The 17,118-nt window shown below is 69.6% G+C and carries 14 protein-coding genes and 1 pseudogene; 11 read left to right on the plus strand and 4 right to left on the minus strand.

All coding sequences use genetic code 11. The features are described from left to right. Positions 1–2: 2 nt before the first annotated feature. The 3 genes and pseudogenes from EDD90_RS53195 to EDD90_RS53210 all read right to left on the minus strand — a co-directional run. A pseudogene (locus EDD90_RS53195) lies at positions 3–215 on the minus strand (integrase core domain-containing protein); the annotation flags it as partial. Positions 216–696: 481 nt separating this feature from the next. Further along, the gene (locus tag EDD90_RS58300; RefSeq protein ID WP_123982562.1) at positions 697–1,137 is read right to left on the minus strand and encodes an RICIN domain-containing protein; all 441 of its coding nucleotides are present in this window, start codon (positions 1,135–1,137) and stop codon (positions 697–699) included. Positions 1,138–1,234: 97 nt separating this feature from the next. Continuing rightward, positions 1,235–4,402, minus strand: a complete 3,168-nt coding sequence (locus EDD90_RS53210; protein ID WP_185149718.1) for a DUF1349 domain-containing protein — start codon at positions 4,400–4,402, stop codon at positions 1,235–1,237. Positions 4,403–4,571: 169 nt separating this feature from the next. Between EDD90_RS53210 and EDD90_RS53215 the strand changes: the two genes are divergently transcribed. Further along, a complete protein-coding gene (locus EDD90_RS53215) occupies positions 4,572–5,345 on the plus strand; it encodes a FadR/GntR family transcriptional regulator (protein WP_179852033.1) in 774 nt (257 codons plus the stop codon). Positions 5,346–5,767: 422 nt separating this feature from the next. On the opposite strand, the gene EDD90_RS53220 is transcribed toward EDD90_RS53215, so the two are convergent. After that, on the minus strand, positions 5,768–6,526 hold the full coding sequence (locus EDD90_RS53220; RefSeq protein WP_030944761.1) for a FadR/GntR family transcriptional regulator: 759 nt from the start codon (positions 6,524–6,526) through the stop codon (positions 5,768–5,770). 308 nt (positions 6,527–6,834) lie between these two features. On the opposite strand from EDD90_RS53220, the gene EDD90_RS53225 reads away from it, so the two are divergent. The 10 genes from EDD90_RS53225 to EDD90_RS53270 all read left to right on the plus strand — a co-directional run bounded on the left by EDD90_RS53225 (position 6,835) and on the right by EDD90_RS53270 (position 17,108). Continuing rightward, complete coding sequence (locus EDD90_RS53225) at positions 6,835–8,199, plus strand: ABC transporter substrate-binding protein (RefSeq protein ID WP_123982568.1); 1,365 nt, start codon at positions 6,835–6,837, stop codon at positions 8,197–8,199. Next, a complete protein-coding gene (locus tag EDD90_RS53230) occupies positions 8,196–9,110 on the plus strand; it encodes a carbohydrate ABC transporter permease (protein ID WP_097258724.1) in 915 nt (304 codons plus the stop codon). The genes EDD90_RS53225 and EDD90_RS53230 overlap by 4 nt, the downstream gene beginning before the upstream one ends. Positions 9,111–9,165: 55 nt before the next feature. Beyond that, positions 9,166–10,074: a carbohydrate ABC transporter permease gene (locus EDD90_RS53235; RefSeq protein WP_231976292.1), complete on the plus strand. Its 909-nt coding sequence runs from the start codon at positions 9,166–9,168 to the stop codon at positions 10,072–10,074. Between the two features lie 8 nt (positions 10,075–10,082). Then, entirely contained in the window at positions 10,083–12,119 is a 2,037-nt protein-coding gene (locus EDD90_RS53240) for a hypothetical protein (RefSeq protein WP_123982569.1), read from the plus strand. After that, on the plus strand, positions 12,116–12,463 hold the full coding sequence (locus EDD90_RS53245; RefSeq protein ID WP_030944749.1) for an L-rhamnose mutarotase: 348 nt from the start codon (positions 12,116–12,118) through the stop codon (positions 12,461–12,463). Before EDD90_RS53240 ends, EDD90_RS53245 begins: the two co-directional genes overlap by 4 nt. A gap of 58 nt (positions 12,464–12,521) precedes the next feature. Further along, positions 12,522–13,427 carry an amidohydrolase gene (locus EDD90_RS53250; protein WP_123982571.1) on the plus strand — a complete coding sequence of 302 codons (906 nt, stop codon included), beginning with the start codon at positions 12,522–12,524 and terminating at the stop codon, positions 13,425–13,427. A gap of 159 nt (positions 13,428–13,586) precedes the next feature. Beyond that, the gene (locus tag EDD90_RS53255) at positions 13,587–14,630 is read left to right on the plus strand and encodes a zinc-binding dehydrogenase (RefSeq protein WP_123982573.1); all 1,044 of its coding nucleotides are present in this window, start codon (positions 13,587–13,589) and stop codon (positions 14,628–14,630) included. Beyond that, positions 14,627–15,388 carry an SDR family NAD(P)-dependent oxidoreductase gene (locus EDD90_RS53260; RefSeq protein ID WP_116128617.1) on the plus strand — a complete coding sequence of 254 codons (762 nt, stop codon included), beginning with the start codon at positions 14,627–14,629 and terminating at the stop codon, positions 15,386–15,388. The genes EDD90_RS53255 and EDD90_RS53260 overlap by 4 nt, the downstream gene beginning before the upstream one ends. Further along, a complete protein-coding gene (eda, locus tag EDD90_RS53265; RefSeq protein WP_101418912.1) occupies positions 15,385–16,017 on the plus strand; it encodes a bifunctional 4-hydroxy-2-oxoglutarate aldolase/2-dehydro-3-deoxy-phosphogluconate aldolase in 633 nt (210 codons plus the stop codon). The genes EDD90_RS53260 and eda overlap by 4 nt, the downstream gene beginning before the upstream one ends. Then, positions 16,014–17,108: a sugar kinase gene (locus EDD90_RS53270; protein ID WP_123982575.1), complete on the plus strand. Its 1,095-nt coding sequence runs from the start codon at positions 16,014–16,016 to the stop codon at positions 17,106–17,108. Before eda ends, EDD90_RS53270 begins: the two co-directional genes overlap by 4 nt. Positions 17,109–17,118 lie beyond the last annotated feature (10 nt).

Genomic DNA, 17,118 nt, shown 5'->3' on the forward strand with positions numbered 1-17,118 from the left:
GGTCACCGCCGTGGCCGGCACCGCCCAATCACACCTTCTGTCGTGATCTCGGGGCTTCCCGTACGGTGTGGCCGCTCGTGGTTGTAGTAGTTCACAAACTCGGCGAGCGTGACGCGGCGTTCGTGTCCGGACGTGTAGTCGCGCACGTACGCCCACTCGCGGGCGAGTGTCCCGTTATAGCGCTCTACTTTCCCGTTCGTGCGCGGGGTGTAGGGCCGGGTCCGCTTGTTGCGTCGTTACCGGTCGCGGCGAGCGCGTTGGCCCAGGTCGTGGACCGGTGGCACGACCCGTGTCGGTGAGGTAACGGCGGATCGAGGTGATGCCGTGGGCGGCGACGAAGGCAGCGGCGCGGTGCCAGAAGGCGACCGCGGGTGACGGCCTCTCGTCGTCCAGGGCCTCGGTGCAGGCGAGCCGGTCCCCCTGGCCGTGCATCCGCCACCCACCGCCGACGGGGTGCGACCGAGCTTCTTGATGTCTACGTGGATCAAGTCGCCAATGCGTTCGTGTTCGTAGCGGATGACTTTGCGCAGTTGCTCGCCAGTGGGCGGGGATCGATGTCGCGCAGCCGGCTGAGTCCCCGCAGAACGAGGACACGGTGCACGGTGGCCGCTACGACAAAAGCCTGAAGCTACCAGGCCGGACTCGAATTATGCGCCGGCCTCCTCTGTGATCCGACACAGCGGATCACAGCCTTGATCACAACTCCATACAGGCCCTGGTCGAGGAACTTCTGGGTACGCCGGTGAAGTCGGTGCGGATCAGGGTGCGCCGGCCGCGCCGGAACTTCCTCGGCAGCTGCTCCAGGGTCCTCGCCGACAAGGTCGCCGCCGGCCAGACCGCCGTGGTCGCTGCTGCGTGTCGCTGCCGTCCCAGGCCTCCTGCCGGACAGGGTCGCCGTTGGTGGTGGAGCCCCAGCCGTCGGCGACCATGCCATTGATGGGTCCAGTTGCGGATGAGGTACCCGCCGGTGGTCGGCTGGAAGGGCCACAGCTGGTTGTTGCCGCCGGCGAAGGAGTGCCGCTGAATCGAAGTCCCCCTCCGGTGACTGAAGCCGTTGATGTCGAGGACCTTGCCGCTGTTCCTGTTCACGATCTTGTAGAGCTGCCCGCCGGCCGGGACGATGCCGGTCCCGGTCAGCGCGACGTCTGCGTCACATCCTAGGCGTGGCCCAGGACCGCCAGGCGACGCTGAGCCTGGCGGTCCTGTGGCAGTCCCGGGTGCCCCTTCCGCTTCGTCAGCTGATGGAGAACTGGCTGAAGCTCGCGGTGCCGGGTGTCGGGGCGTGGGCCGTGAAGAACGTGCCCGCGTCCAGGCTGCTGTTCGCTCCGGTCAGTGTGGCGGTGCCGACGGTGGTCCAGGTGGTGCCGTCGACGGAGTAGGAACCGGTGACCGAGGTGCCGCTCCTGACCAGCCGGAGCCAGACGGGGGCGGAGCGGCCGGTCTTGGTGGTGCTCTTGTCGACGTAGCCGTCACTGTCGGAGTCCCACTCCAGGGTGACGCCGTTGCCGGGAGTGACGGAGAGGGAGGCGTAGCCGGCGGACGAGCCGGCTGCGGCGATGTTGTTGCGCAGCATCAGGCCGGCCTTGCCCCAGGCGTTGGTGTTGTCCTGGCTGTCGACGTGGACGGTGACGGTGGAGGATGTTCCCGCGGCGGCCGGCTGGTAGGCCGCGGAGTACTCGTCGTCGTGCAGCGCGGTCGTTTCCCAGGTGTCGATGCCCGCGCTGGTCAGGGAGGTCACTCCCTGGCTCTGGCTCACTGCGGCCGGGATGGAGCTGTAGGCCCGCCAGGGCGAGGTGACGATCTGGAGTTTGCTGAAGGTCGCGCTGCCGGGTGTGGTGCTGTGGGCGGTGTGGATGACTCCGGCGTCCTGGGTGGCGGCCATGGACGGCAGGGTCACCGCCGAGCCGATCTGGGTGAAGGTGGATCCGTCGGTGGAGTAGTAGCCGGACACTTGGGTGGCGGTGCGGGTGAGCCGCACCCAGACCGGTGCCTTGACCGAGGTGGCCGTGGAGGTCAGCTGGTCGAGGTAGCCGTCGCCGTTGGAGTCCCACTGGAAACTGACGCCGTTGGCCGGGGTCACCACCACGGTCGCGTAACCGGGTGAGGAGCCGCTGCCGGTGAGGTTGTTGCGCAGCACGACTCCGGCCTTGGCCCAGGCGTTGGTGTTGTCGATGTTGTCGACCCGGGCTGTCACCGAGGTGCCGTTGACGGCGGCGCCTGCCTGGTAGACGGTGCCGTAGGTGTCGTCGTGCTGGCCGCCGGCGCCCCAGATGTCGGTGCCCGCGTCGGTGACGGTGAAGAAGCCGCCGGTCTGTCCGGTGGCGGCGGGGGTGGAGGAGTAGGCGCTGTACGGGCCGGTGACGGCGCCGGTGGTCAGCGGCCGGTACTGCGGCTCGATGCCGGCGTTGTTCATGACGGTCTGCGCGCCGGACGGCCAGTTGCCGTCGGTGACGACGACGGTGCCGCTGACGGTGTCACCGTGGCCGTCGGTGCTGCTGATGTTGGCGTTGTCGTTGTTTGTCCAGTTGTCGGTGGCGGTCAGGGCGCCGGTGTTGTGGGTTGAGCTGACGTGGGCGAAGAGCCACTGGTTGGTGTAGCGCACGACGTTGTTGGTGTCGGTGAAGTTCCGGGAGCCTTCGTCGTGGTAAAGGCCGTAGTAGTTGTTGGTGTTGTGGCAGTAGTTCCCCGTGATCGTGCTGCCGGGCGAGGCCGACAGGGTGTACACGCAGCCGCCGTCGGCCATCTGCTGCATGATGTCGTGGATCTGGTTGCCCGTGACGGTGTTGTTCTGGGCCGTGGTGGGCGTCGAGTAGACGGGCTGGTAGTCGTACAGGCCCCGGTTCGCGTAGTCCGGGCTGCCGCCCGGGTCATTGACGCCCCAGCCGTAGCCGATGGCGAGGCCGGAGTAGGGCAGGTTGTACACCTCGTTGTGCGAGACGCTCGCGCCGTTGACGTAGGTGACCAGGAGGCCCGTCATGTCGCGGTAGTCGATCGCCACGTCGTGGATGACGTTGTCGTTCAGGGTGATGTTCTTGTTGGTCATCCGGCTGTCACTGGGGTGGTGCGCGTCCGCCTGGAGCCCGCCGACGACGATGCCGCCGCCCGCGTCCTGGGTGAAGACGTTCCCGGTGGCGGTGATGGTGTCGGCACCGAGTCCGACGCCGGTGGCGTGGGCGTTGGCGTCCTGGCCGATGCCGAGGGCGAGCTGCCCGAGGTTGGCGAACCGGTTGCCGGTGAAGGTGATGTGGTCGGCGGCCGAGACCTGGACGGCGGCCGGCATCTGGTTCCAGTGCGGGCGGGTCGCCTCGAACAACTTGCAGCCGTTACCGTTGCAGGAGGTCAGCCAGTCCGACGGGACGGACCAGGTGCCGGCCAGGTAGGTCCCGGTCTGCTGGGCGGAGTACCCGTTGCTGCCGCTCGGCCCCGTCCAGCTGGTGCCCGAGAACTGCAGCCCGGAGAACGTGATGTGGGTGGCAGGAGAGGCATAGCTTCCCCCGACGTCGACGAGCGAGTCGAGCTTCGGCACCTCGACGTCCGCGGTGCTCATGCTCTGCCCCGGCAGCGGCTTGTAGTACAGGGTGCCGGTGTTGGTGTCGAGGTACCACTCACCGGCGGTGTCGAGGAACTCGTAGGCGTTCTCGATGTAGAGCGGGCCGACCCGGAGCGGGTGGGACAGGGTGTCCCAGCCGAACGTGTTGTTGGTCCATGAGGGCTCGGTCATGGTGATGGTGCCGTTGCTGATGCCGGACACCGGGGCGTAGCGGTCGGTCCAGGACCCTATGCCGTGGATCTCGGTCCGGCCAGGGTTCGCAAGGCTGTTGAGGTAGCTCAGCGAGCTGTTGGTGAACGTGTAGCCGCTCGTGGTCACGGTCAGGTCCGAGCGGTTGACCGTGGAGCGGGCCCGCTGCGCCAGGACGCCGTCGACGTATAGCTGCCGGGTGTCGAACCCGGTTCCGACGTCCGCCTTCCAGATGTTCTTCGCCGAGTCCTGCAAGGTCCAGCCCGTCGCCCGCTGCGCGCCGGTGATGACGGGATGCGCGCCCAGCGCGGCCTTCCAGATCACCGTGTGGCCGCCGGTGCCGGAGTCGGCGGCACTGAAGGCGAGCGGAGCGGAGAGTCGGTAGGTGCCGTCCGCCAACTGCACGACGATGTCGCCGGTCATGCCGGCGTTGACCGCACGCACCGAGGTCTGCGCCTGGGTGATCGAACACGGCTGGCTCACGGAGCAAGCGGTGCCCGTGCCGTTCGGCGCCGCGTAGAGCGTCGTCATGGTCGCGGCCTGCGCCGTTCCGGCGGACGCGACTGCGGAGAGCAGGGCGCCGACGAGCGCCGTCGCCGCGGCCGCGGCACGTATCCGCAGCCCGGGGCGGTGTGAGGGAATCGTTCTTCGGAGTGACAGCACGAGGGCTCCTTCGGTGGTGCGACACCGTGCCTGGTCCCATCCCGGTCGCGACCCGGCGGACTTCGGCCATGTTTCACCGGCGTTTCGCCGGGCGGACGAACTTCATCATACGAATGACATAATCCACAAGGTGTATGCTGTGGCATTTACTGATCACGAGGAGCCGCACGTGGCCCGTACCCCGGCGAATCGTCAACGACTGGCGTCTGCACCCTCGGAGGGGTCGCTGGGAGCCGTTCCCCGACGGCAGACCGGCCGGCTCAGCGACACCGTGGTCACCTATCTCGTCGACCGGATCGTGGGCGGGGCCTATCCGCCGGACTCCGCGCTGCCCATCGAGGCGGTGCTGTGCGAGGAGTTCGGCGTCAGTCGGACCGTCGTGCGCGAATCGGTGAAGGTACTCGAAGAAAAAGGGCTCGTCAGGGCCGCGCCCGGACGCGGCACACGAGTACGCGAGCAACAGGACTGGAATCTCCTGGACCCCATCGTCCTGGAGGCCCGGCTCCGCCACGACCGCACACTGACGACCCTCGACCAGCTGGTCAGTGTCCGGATCGCCCTGGAAGCCGAGATGGCCGCCGACGCGGCCGGCCGCATCACCGACCTCGAACTCGCCCAACTCGAGGAGCAGGTCACCGCGCTGCGGGAGGCACTGGACGACCCGGTGCGCTACGCCGAGGAAGACGCCGCCTTCCACGAGATGATCATGAGGGCTTCCGGGAATCTCCTGGGTCAGGCGATCATCCGCAGCGTTCACGGCAAGGCCCGCCTGTCACGCCTCTACACCGGTCACTCGACCCGCGACGGCTTGACCATGTCACTGGGCGAGCACGTGGCCATACTCGAACTGCTCCGCCATCGTGACGCCGACGGAGCCGCCCGCGCGATGCGCGAGCACATCGCCCGGGCATGGGCGAGCCGCCGACCGACCCCGCAGCCCTGACGGCACCGACGGGCCCCACGCCCGCCCGCACCAGCACGTTGGATACATCCGGTCACGCCGCCGACCGACCCCTACACGGCGGCGTCAGCCCGCGCGAGTACCGCAAAGACCACTGCACTCCTCCACAGGCCCGCCTCACAAACCTCACGGTGGCAGGTGCAGACGGCAAGACGGCGTGCCGCGTTCTCGTCGTCCTCAAGGTTTCGTCCCCGTAGGGCCCAAATCGTCGCAGGCGGGCCACCGAAGCCCCCTCTCCCAGAGGGTGCGTCGGCTCGACCCGCTCGCTGACCACTGCTGGATGCCTGCGACGCCTCGACCACCGAAGCGCCATGCTCATCGAGTGGCCGGTCGCCGGTGGCGCCGGTCAGGACCGGCGACTCCTCACCCTGTGACAGCCCCTCCGGCACGTGCCGGCACAACGGTCAGCCGAACAGGCGGCGCTGGATCTCCCGTCGGTAGTCTTCCAGCGTCCGGTCGAGGTGTACGGCCGTGGCCGCGGCGGCCTCGTCGGGTCGGCCGTCGCGAATGGCGCGGTAGATCGTCTCGTGCTCCTCGACCGCGGCCGCGGTGCCCTCGCCGATGGTGTCGTGGACGATCGCGCTGGACTGGCGCTGCAGCTGGCGGGCCTCACGCACCGCGCTGCCGAGGAACGGGTTGTGCGAAGCCGCGGCCACGGCGGCGTGGAAGTCGTCGTCCGCCTGGTTGAAGACGTCGACCTCACCGTGGACGTACCCGTGCCGGCACTGCTGCATGGCGACCTCGATGGTGCGCAGTTCGGCGGGCGTGGCCCGGGTGGCCGCGAGCTTGGCGGCAACCGTTTCCTGAACCCCGCGGAACTCGAACAGCATGAGCACGTGATCGAGGTCCACGGGCCGGAAGAAGCCGGCCCAGCGGCTGGTGATCAGCATGCCGTCCTCGTCCGCGACGAACAGTCCGCGCCCCTTGTGCACCCGGACCCGGCCGAGGGCCGAGAGGATCTTCACGGCATCTCGGACAACCCCCCGGCTGGTGCCCAGCTGCAGGGCCAGGTCCTTCTCCGTGGGGATCCGGTCGCCGGGAAGCAGGCGCGACTCGGCGATGAACTCGAGGATCCGCTCCGCCACGACCTCGTAACCGGGCCGGTAGTCGCGCCGCTCGTCCGCGCCGTTCACCTCTGCCGCCACGACGGGCGTGTCCTTCATGTGTCCTGCCTCCGGGTGGCTGCGACGACGGTGACTGATCAACCTTAAACCACGTTCATCCTACCCCAGACACTCTAATAAGTCGGACTCATTTGGCGCTCCCGATCATCAGTCTGCATGCAAATTATGGCCTTTAGTGCCGTTTTAGCTGCGTATATGACTCGCAGTAGTCACCTTGACATGCACGCCAAATCTCAAGAAAAGACCTACTCACCCCTTGACTCGCCCGTCGATATCGCGGCTAATTTCTTTCCTCGGCGGTACGACAGAGCCGTCAGCAGCCGCAAGCAAACCCAGTGGAGTCGCTCATGTCCGTCTACAAGCCTTCGGCCGCCCAGGAGACAGGGACCAGCAGGAGACGTATCTCGCTGCTGGCCGGCTGTGCCGCCACCGTGCTGCTCACCGTGGCCGCCTGCGGCAGTGGTGGCGGCGCCGGTACGACCACCAAGGACGGCTTCGCCCAGGCGCCGCAGAAGGACGGGGCGTTGACCGTCTGGGTGGACGCGACGCGGATGGACGCCGCGAAGCAGTACCAGGCGTCGCACCCGGACGTGAAGATGAACATCGTCAGCTACGACGGTGACGCCAACGGATCCAACTACCTCCAGACCAAGGTCCAGCTGTTCAACCGCACCGGCAAGGGCTGGCCGGACGTCGTCTTCAGCTCCCAGAACAACGAGGTGACCTGGGCGGTCGACGCCGGCTTCGCCGCCCCGCTGAACAAGGGCCTGATCCCGGACGCGACCCTCGGCGGGTTCGCGAAGGGCGCCAACGACGTCTGCACGGTCGACGGAACCCTCTACTGCCTGCGCAACGACCTCTCCCAGGCGGTGCTCTGGTACAACGCGCCGCTGCTGAAGAAGTTCGGCTACACGGTGCCGACGACCTGGGAGGAGTACCAGGCGCTCGGCGAGAAGGTCGCCAAGGAGCACCCCGGCTACCTCGTGGGCGACGCGGGAGACTCCTTCACCCCCGAGATCTACCTGTGGGCGAGCAAGTGCGGCGCCAACCACATCACCGGCCCCAAGTCCGCGTCGGTCAACACCGCCGGCGAGGCCTGCACCAAGATGGCCAAGCTCATGGACGTGCTGATCAAGAACAAGTCCATGTCCATCAGCGGCGTCTTCAGCACCGACTTCGCCAAGAACAAGGCCGACAAGGTACTGCTCATGCCCGGCCCGGCCTGGTACGGCGGCGCTCTGTTCCAGGGCACCTTCAAGACCCCGGCCAAGCAGATCGCGGTGGCGCCCATGCCGCAGTGGCAGGGTGAGACCTCGCCGTCCACCGGCAACGTCGGCGGCGGCACCTGGCTGCTGTCCCAGCACTCCGAGCACATCAAGGCGGCCACCGACTTCCTGAAGTGGGTCACCACCGACAACGCCTACCAGGGCGAGAAGGCCCCCGGCTTCCCGGCGTACGCGCCCGCCGCCGAGAACTGGCTGAAGGCACAGGCCGCCTCCGGCTACTTCGTCGGCGACCTCACGCCTCTCAAGGACGCCTCCTCGCAGGTGTGGTCGGACTGGGGGTCGGGCCAGTTCAGCCAGGAGGCGATCTGGGCCGCCACCGTCAAGCCCGGCCTGACACAGGGCAAGAGCATCGAATCGCTGCTGCCCGCCTGGCAGGACTCGATCGTCAAGTACGCCAAGGCCGACGGATACAAGGTCTCCCGGTGACGCTCACGCCCTCCTCGGCCGGCTCCGTCCGGGGGCGCCCTCGCGGCACCTCCCGGCAAAGCCGGGCCGGCGTGGCATTCGTCGCCGGTTACGTACTGCTGCTGGTCGCCTTCGGCGTCCTTCCCACCTGCTACGCGATCTACTTCGCGTTCACGGACGCCGGAGGCGCCTTCACCGGCATCTCCAACTTCGTCACCACGGCACAGGACTTCCGATTCGTCGACTCCCTGAGCCACGTGGCCCTTTACCTGGTCTTCTGGCTGGTCTCACTCGTGGTGTTCGTGGTGGTCCTGGCGCTGCTCCTGCACAAGCTGTCCTTGGGGCCGCTCAGTCAGGCACTGCGCTTCCTCTACTACATCCCCGGCGCCCTCGCCGGCGCCGCGAGCGTCCTGGTGTGGCTGTTCATGCTCGACCCGACGGTCAGCCCGGTCAGCTCCCTGCTGGAGACGCTGGGCTTTCACACCTTCGGCGAGGTCATCGCCCCCGGCAACCTGGCCCTGCTGTTCACGATCATCGCGTTCTGGACCGGGGCGGGCGGCTGGATCGTCGTCATGTACGGCGCGCTCAACAACATCCCCAAGGACGTCATGGAGGCCGCGCGGATCGACGGCGCGAACGGCTGGCAGACCGCCTGGCGGGTGCAGATCCCCATGCTCCGCAAGTGGATCGTGTACATGGTGATCCTGGCCTTCGCGGGCGGCGCTCAGCTCTTCGTGGAGCCGCAGCTGCTGTCCCTGGCCAGTACGGGCGTGGCCGGACGCGACTACTCGCTCAATCAGCTCACCTACGACTTCGCCTTCCAGATGAACAACATCAACGGCGCGGCCGCCGTCTCGGTGGAGCTCCTGGTCGTCAGCGTGTCGGTCGCCGGTGTCTTCGTCGCACGATCGGGGTTCTTCGATGCCGACTGAGACCCGACCCACTCCCCTTGCCACCGCCCCACGCACGGAACGGGACACGAACGCCATGAGCCGAACCCGGCACGGGGAACCGCGGCGGCGCCGCCGGTCCCCGCAGCACGTGGCCTCCCGGCTGCTGGCGGGCTCCGTGCTCACCGTCTTCGTGGTGTTCTTCGTCCTGCCGGTGCTGTGGCTGCTGCTCGCGGCGACCAAGACCGACCAGCAACTCGTCCACGACAACCCCCTGACCTTCGGCTCCTGGCACGCCTTCAAGGCCAACTGGCACGCGCTCACCGCCTTCCAGGACAACGCCATCCTGCTGTGGCTGCGCAACTCCGCCGTCTACGCCGCGATCTCACTGGTCATCACGCTCTGCCTGGCCATTCCCGCGGGGTACGCGCTGGCGATGACCGAGTTCCGCGGCCGACGCACGCTGCTGATCGCGACCCTGGTCGTGATGCTGATGCCGAACGCCACCCTGGTGGTGCCGCTGTTCCTGGAGCTCAACGCGGTGCACCTGATCGGCACGATGTGGTCGATCATCCTGCCCTACTCGTTCTACCCGTTCGGCGTGTACCTCACCTACATCTACTTCACGACCGCCGTCCCCAAGGACCTCCTGGCCGCGGCACGCATGGACGGCTGCTCCGAGTTCGGCGTCTTCCGGCACATCGCGCTGCCGCTGGCCACGCCCGTCATCGCGCTGGTCGGCTTCTTCAGCTTCGTCGCCAACTGGACCAACTACTTCCTGCCCTACGTCATGCTCCCCGACAGCGACCAGATGCCCATCCAGGTGGGCGTCGGCAGTCTTCTCAGCAACGTGCCGTCGTTCAACCCGACCGTCGGCACCCTCGCCATCCAACGCCCGCAACTGGCACTGGCCACGCTGGTCGCCATCACACCGGTACTCGTCGTGTTCCTGTTCGCCCAGCGCTTCCTGGTCAGCGGAATGCTCGCCGGCGCCACCAAGGAGTAACAGCTCTCATGCCATACAGCCCTGACTCCCACCTCTCCGGCGACCCCGGCGACCCCGGCGACGACATCCCGGCCGCCGACCGGTCCACCCCCGCTTCCGATGTCCAAGCCGCAGTGCCGCTGCTCGAACCCCCCGGCTGGGCCGTGGCCCAGCGCGCGCTGTTCGACCTTCTCGACCACGCCTGGCGCCGCTTCGCCCGCGACTTCACCGGCCCCGACGGGCGCCTCAACTACACCGGCCCGCTCACCACCCGCGACGGCGTGGACGACTTCTACGAAGTGTTCTTCAACTGGCCCCAGCTGTACCTCCTCGGCGGCGCCGACGACCTGCTCCCCGCCAGCGAGAAGCACTGGGAGGGCGTCACCAGGCAGCTGACCGAACTGGACATGCTGCGCGACGAGTTCGAACGCGGCTACGACTGGTTCCACCAGGGCGAGAGCCTGCTGCTGCTGTACTTCCTGTGCATGGCCGCACCCGACCGCTGGCGTGAGCGCGCCCTGCGTTTCGCCGAGTTGTACGTCGACCCGGCCAAGGGCAACTACGACCCCGAACACCGCATCATCGCCCGCCCGCACAACGGCAGCGACCCCGACCGCACCGGCCTCTTCGACGGCGACGTCTACCCCTGGCTGCCGAAGGAGGCGGAGACCTACGGCTTCCCCCTCGAGTGGATCCCCGAGGCGGCGAACGGCCCCTTCCCCCTGTCGGCGGACCCGCGCCTCGGCGACCAGATGCGGGACCGGATGGGCGTCGGCGACACCGCGGTCAACCTCGCCGCGGCCGGGCTGGTCCTCAACGCCTGGATCCTGTCCGGCGAGGAGCGCTACCGCGACTGGATCGTCGAGTACGTGGGCGCCTGGCGCGAGCGCACCCGCGAACAGGGCGGCCTGATCCCGGACAACGTGGGCCCGGACGGCGAGGTCGGCACCATGCTGGAAGGGCGCTGGTACGGCGGCCACTACGGCTGGTCGTGGCCCCACGGCTGGCACAGCCTCGGTCACGCGGCCTGCGTGGCGGCGCTCGCGGCGGCCACGGTCACCGGCGACGACGACTACCTCTCCATGGTCGCGACCTCGCTCGACACCCTCATAGGCCACGCCAAGGTCATGCCCCACACGGAGGCCGACTCCAGCCTGCCCTCCAAGTGGGCGGTGGAACTCGGTCCGGACCGTCACACGCCCACACCGCACCTGCCGTTCCGCCACAACGACTCCGGCTGGTTCGACTACAACCCGGCCACCCCGCCCGTGCCGGTGGCCCTGTGGCACCACACGGCCTCCGACGCCGACCGCACCCGGCTGAAGCGGCTGCGCGAGGCGGACGGCATCGACTGGCGCACCGTGCGGCCGTTCCGGTCCAAGGAGGACTCCGGTCACGAGAAGGCGTGGTTCGCCTTCCTCGCCGGCGACGACCCCGGCTACCCGGAGCGGATCCTCGCGGCCGCTCAGGCCCAGGTCCGCCACCGGCTGCGGCGCATCGACCGCTATCGCGACCTGGACGTGCCCGAGGCCGACATCCATGTGTGGCAGCTGTGCAACCCGGTGGTCACCGAGGCCCTGGTACAACTGACCTGGGGCGGCCCGCAGGTGCTGTATCAGGGCGGTCTGCAGCAGGCGAGGCTGCGCTACCACGACGCCGACGCCCGCCGGGCCGGCCTGCCCGCCGACGTCGCCGCCCTGGTCACCTCCATCGACCCCGAGGCGACCACCGTCGAGCTGGTCAACCTGGCCCCCGAAACCGACCGCACGGTGATCGTCCAGGCGGGCGCGTTCGCCGAGCACACCATCACCAGCGTCCGGTACACCACCTGCCAGGACGACGGCTGGATCGGCGACATGTACGACTACGGGCACACCGAGCCAGTTGTCTCCGAGGCCGAGGTCCCGTGCGACGGCCCGTACCTGACGGTCCGTCTGCCCGCCTCCACCCGCATCCGGCTCACCCTGCGGCTCGGGCTGCGCACCCGTACTCCCAGTTACCGGACCCCGTTCGACACCGAGGCCGAGCAGGCCGACTCCACCGAGACGACAGGGGAACCGGCGTGAAGCGCATCGCCCAGACCATCAGGCTCCGTCCCGAACACCGCGAGGAGTACCTCCGGCTCCACTCCGCCGTGTGGCCCGGCGTAGAAGCCGCCCTGCTCCGGGCGAACATCCGCAACTACAGCATCTTCCTCCACGGTGACGTGCTCTTCGCCTACATGGAGTACATCGGCGACGACTTCGAGGTGGACATGGCCTCCATCGAGGCCGACCCCGAGACCCAGCGCTGGTGGAAGCTCACCGATCCGTGCCAGGAGCCCTTCCCCGACCGGGGGGAGGGACGCCAGTGGACCGAGCTCCCCGAGATCTGGCATCTGAGCCCGCCCGACGGCGACGCCACCGTCTGATCCGGCCCGCACCGGCCAGAGCCGGCCCGCACCCGCCCGACCCGACTTGGACCACCCCATGAACGCACCCGTGCTCGTCGACGCCCACCACCACCTGTGGGACCTCGCCCACCGTCCGCAGCCCTGGCTGGACGACCCCGGCGTGGCATCGATCCGCCGCACCTTCACCGCCGATGACCTGCGCACCACCGCCACCCACCCCATCGCGGGCCGACGGCTGCACAGCACAGTGGTCGTCCAGTGCATCGCGGAGATCGCCGAGACCGAGGACCTGCTCGCGCTCGCCGAGCGGGAGCCCCAGATCCAGGCCGTGGTCGGCTGGGCCGACCTGACGTCACCGGCCATCGGTGACGTACTCGACCAGCTGCAAGCCGGACCGGGCGGCGGATACCTGCGCTCCCTGCGGCACCTCGTCCAGAGCGAGACCGACCCCGACTGGCTCCAACACCCCGATGTGGAAAGCGGGTTGAGGGCGGCCCGGGAGCGCGGACTCCGCTACGACGTGCTCGTGCGCGACCACCAGCTCGGTCAGGCTATCCGGCTCGCGGAACGCTTCCCGGACCTGCCCCAGGTGCTCAACCACGCGGGCAAGCCGGACATCGCCCGTGGGGACATCGCCGAGTGGGAACGCCGGATGCGGCAGCTCGCCGGGCACCCGCAGGTGGTGTGCAAGGTCTCGGGGCTGATCACCGAGGCCGACCACACCCGCTGGACCACCGCCGACATCCGCCCGGTCTGGGAGGTGCTGCTCTCGGCCTTCGGCCCCGAGCGGCTGATGTTCGGCTCGGACTGGCCGGTCGCCAACCTGGCGGGTGGCTGGAACCGGTGGGCCGCCACCGTGGACGAACTGCTCACCGGCTGGAGCGAGAGCGATGTCGACGCGCTCCTCGCCGGCACCGCGACCGCGTTCTACGGCCTGGCCTCCGTTTTCACGAAGGGCGACGCGACCGCCCGGAGGGCCTGACCCGCTCTGGCTCCGCGGCGAGACCCACTGCCGCGGAGCCACATCCCATGACACGGACTCACACGAACTCGCGCGAAACCAGCGCCGGACACATAGCCACGGACGCCGAGCCACTCGGCATCCGTAGGCACCGGTCCGCGCCGAAGGGACCCTGCCCCCATGTCACTAGCCGCCCGATACCTCTGCGCCCGCACCCTGGACACGGCCCCCGCCCACAGCGCGCCGCCGGGACCCGGCGAGGTGGAACTGGCCCCCGCCTACGTCGGCATCTGCGGGACCGACCTGCACATCTTCCACGGCGACATGGACGCCCGGGTCAGCGCACCGGCCGTCCTGGGGCACGAGATGGCCGGGCGCGTGGTCCGCTGCGGGCCGGACGTGACGGACTGGCGGCCAGGCGACGCGGTCACCGTGATGCCGCTGCGCTGGGACGACACCTGCCCGGCCTGCCGCAACGGCCACCAGCACATCTGCCAGCACCTGGACTTCATCGGCATCGACTCTCCCGGCGCGATGCAGCAGCGCTGGACGGTACCCGCCGCCACCCTGATACGGCTGCCCGACTCCCTCCCGCTGGACCGGGCCGCGCTTGTCGAGCCCACTGCGGTCGCGGTGCACGACGTCGGCCGGGCCGGGGTGCGCGAGGGCGAGCGGGTCGTCGTGGTGGGCGGCGGCCCGGTCGGCGTCCTGATCGCGCTGGTGGCCCAGGCCGCGGGGGCGGACGTCCGGGTGGTGGAGCTCAGCGCCCACCGCCGGCTGCTCGCCGAGGAGTTGGGGCTGACCGTGTGGGATCCTGCCGCCGAGGACCTGGCCGAGCTGGTCCGGCGGTGGACCGGGGACGCGGGGGCGGACGTCGCCTTCGAGGTGTCCGGCGCGGCGGGCGGGGTGGACACCGCGGTCGACGTGCTCGGCGTGCGCGGCCGGCTGTGTCTGGTCGCGATCCACTCCCGCCCGCGTGAGGTGAACCTGCACCGCTTCTTCTGGCGTGAACTGACCCTGGTGGGCGCCCGGTTGTACGACCGCTCCGACTTCGAGAAGGCGGTGACACTGGTGGCCGACGGCGCCATTCCCGCCGACCGGCTGATCAGCAAGGTCGTGCCGCTCACCCAGGCACCCGCCGCCTTCGAGGCGCTGGAGGGTGGCGGCGACGTGATGAAGATCCTCGTGGACTGCACCGACGACGCCCAGGGAGCCGCCGTATGACCGCCTTCGACCTCACCGGACGGCTCGCCGTCGTCACCGGAGCCCGGCGAGGCATCGGACGGGCCATGGCCCGCGCGCTCGCCGGGGCCGGCGCGGACGTCATCGGCGTCAGCGCCTCCCTGGAGGAGTCCGGCAGCGCGGTGGAAAAGGACGTCGTCGCCGCAGGCCGCACATTCGAGGCCATCCGCACCGACTTCGCGGCCCCCGAGGCGGTACGGGCCCTGGGCGCGGACCTCGCCGGGCGCGAACGCCCGGTGGACGTCCTGGTCAACAACGCGGGCACGATCCGCCGCGCCCCGGCCGCCGAACACACCGACGCCGACTGGGAGTTGGTGCTCCAGGTCAACCTCAACGCGCAGTTCGCGCTAACCCGCGCGGTCGGCGCGGCGATGGTCGCCCGCGGCCAGGGGAAGGTCATCTTCACCGCATCGCTGCTCAGCTTCCAGGGCGGCATCACCGTCCCCGGCTACACCGCCGCCAAACACGGCATCGCGGGCCTGACCAAAGCGCTGGCCAACGAGTGGGCCCCGCACGGTGTGAACGTCAACGCCATCGCCCCCGGCTACATCGCCACCGACAACACCCAGGCCCTCCAGGACGACCCGGTGCGCAGCAAGGCGATCCTGGACCGCATCCCGGCCGCGCGCTGGGGCAGCGCCGACGACCTCGCGGGCGCCACCGTGTTCCTGGCCTCCGACGCGGCCGCCTACGTCCACGGCGTAGTCCTGCCCGTCGACGGCGGATGGCTCGGCCGATGAGTGACGTAGACCTGGCCTGCGTGCTGGACGGCGCCCGTGTCATGCCGGTGCTGACTGTGCGCGACGCCGCCACGGCCGGCCCGTTGGCCGACGCGCTCGCCGCGGGCGGTGCCCGGTGCGCAGAGGTCACCTTCCGCACCCCCGACGCCGAACAGGTCCTCAAGACCATGGCCTCCCACGGGGGACTGGCCGTCGGCGCCGGCACGGTCCTCACGCCCGAGCAGGCCGAGCGGGCCGTGGCGGCCGGGGCCCGCTTCGTGGTCTCGCCCGGCTTCGACGAGGAGGTTGTCGCGAAGTGCGGTGAGCTGGGGGTCCCGGTCGTGCCGGGCATCGCCACCGCCACCGAGCTGATGTGCGCCCTGAAGGCCGGCCTCGACACCGTCAAGCTCTTCCCGGCCGAGCCGCTCGGCGGCGTCCCGATGCTGCGCGCGCTCGCAGCGCCCTTCCCCCAGGTACGGTTCGTGCCGACGGGCGGCATCGACGCCCGTCGTCTGCCCGCCTATCTCACCGACCCGGCGGTCCTCGCCGTCGGCGGCAGCTGGATGGCCACCGTTGCCCATCTGGAGCGGGTCGAGTACGGGGAGATCCGCCGGCTGACCGCCGAGGCCGTGCACGGGAGCGCGACGTGACCGACGTGGTGGCACTCGGTGAGGTGATGCTCCGCTTCGATCCGGGCGAGGGCAGGATCCGCACCGCCCGCACTCTCCAGGTCTGGGAAGGCGGCGGGGAGTACAACGTCGTGCGCGGACTGCGCCGCTGCTTCGGCCTGCGCACCGCCGTCGTCACCGCCCTCGCCGACAACGAGGTCGGCCGGCTGGTCGAGGACCTGATCCTGCAGGGCGGCGTCGACACGTCACTGATCCGCTGGGTGCCAGCGGACGGCATCGGCCGCGGGGTGCGCAACGGACTGAACTTCGTCGAGCGGGGCTTCGGCATCCAGGGCGCACTGGGCGTCAGCGACCGCGCGCACACGGCCGTCTCTCAGCTGCGCAAGGGGGACATCGACTGGGACGCCATCTTCTCGGCCGGAGTGCGGTGGTTCCACACCGGCGGCATCTTCGCCGGCCTGTCCGACACCACCGTGGATGTCGCCGACGAAGCCATGGCGTCCGCCCGCCGCCACGGCGTCACCGTCTCCTACGACCCCAACTACCGCCCCAGCCTCTGGGCCGGCCGCGGCGGCGCCGACCGGGCCCGCGAGGTCGACGTACAGCTCACCCGCCACGCCGATGTCGTCGTGGGCGTCTTGGGCCTGGCCGGGCCGTACCCGGGTGCGGTACGCATCGGGGCGGACGAGGTGCAAGACGCCCTCGTCGAAGTGGCCGGGCTCCTGCCTCAGGCCGAGGTCCTCGCTACAACGCTGCGTCACGTGCCCTCCGCCGGGGTCAACGACTGGTCCTCCGCCGCCTGGTCGGCCCGTACCGGATTCGTCCGTGGCCCGCAGATGTCCGGCTTGCACGTCCTCGACCGCATCGGCTCGGGTGACGGCTTCGCAGCCGGCCTGATCTACGGACTGCTGACCGCCTGCGGGGAAGAGGACGGACCGGCGGCCGCTGCCACACCCTTGGCGCACCTCGACGTCGCCGCGCTGAGCCGCGCCCTCGCCTACGGGACCGCGCACGGGGCCCTCACCATGACCACCCCCGGCGACGTGTCCATGGCCTCGCTCGCCGAGGTGGAGGCGCTGATGGCAGGCGGCTCGGCCGCCGTCAGAAGGTGACAGGCCCGTG

Origin of the sequence: Streptomyces sp. Ag109_O5-1, assembly GCF_003814875.1 — a bacterium.
Taxonomy (GTDB): domain Bacteria; phylum Actinomycetota; class Actinomycetes; order Streptomycetales; family Streptomycetaceae; genus Streptomyces; species Streptomyces sasae.

What these genes read in the sequence shown, in the direction of transcription:
- EDD90_RS53220 (WP_030944761.1), bottom strand. Translation starts at nt 6,526, where the DNA reads ATGAAGGACACGCCCGTCGTGGCGGCAGAGGTGAACGGCGCGGACGAG.
- EDD90_RS53225 (WP_123982568.1), top strand. Translation starts at nt 6,835, where the DNA reads ATGTCCGTCTACAAGCCTTCGGCCGCCCAGGAGACAGGGACCAGCAGG.
- EDD90_RS53235 (WP_231976292.1), top strand. Translation starts at nt 9,166, where the DNA reads ATGAGCCGAACCCGGCACGGGGAACCGCGGCGGCGCCGCCGGTCCCCG.
- EDD90_RS53240 (WP_123982569.1), top strand. Translation starts at nt 10,083, where the DNA reads ATGCCATACAGCCCTGACTCCCACCTCTCCGGCGACCCCGGCGACCCC.
- EDD90_RS53250 (WP_123982571.1), top strand. Translation starts at nt 12,522, where the DNA reads ATGAACGCACCCGTGCTCGTCGACGCCCACCACCACCTGTGGGACCTC.
- EDD90_RS53255 (WP_123982573.1), top strand. Translation starts at nt 13,587, where the DNA reads ATGTCACTAGCCGCCCGATACCTCTGCGCCCGCACCCTGGACACGGCC.
- EDD90_RS53260 (WP_116128617.1), top strand. Translation starts at nt 14,627, where the DNA reads ATGACCGCCTTCGACCTCACCGGACGGCTCGCCGTCGTCACCGGAGCC.
- eda (WP_101418912.1), top strand. Translation starts at nt 15,385, where the DNA reads ATGAGTGACGTAGACCTGGCCTGCGTGCTGGACGGCGCCCGTGTCATG.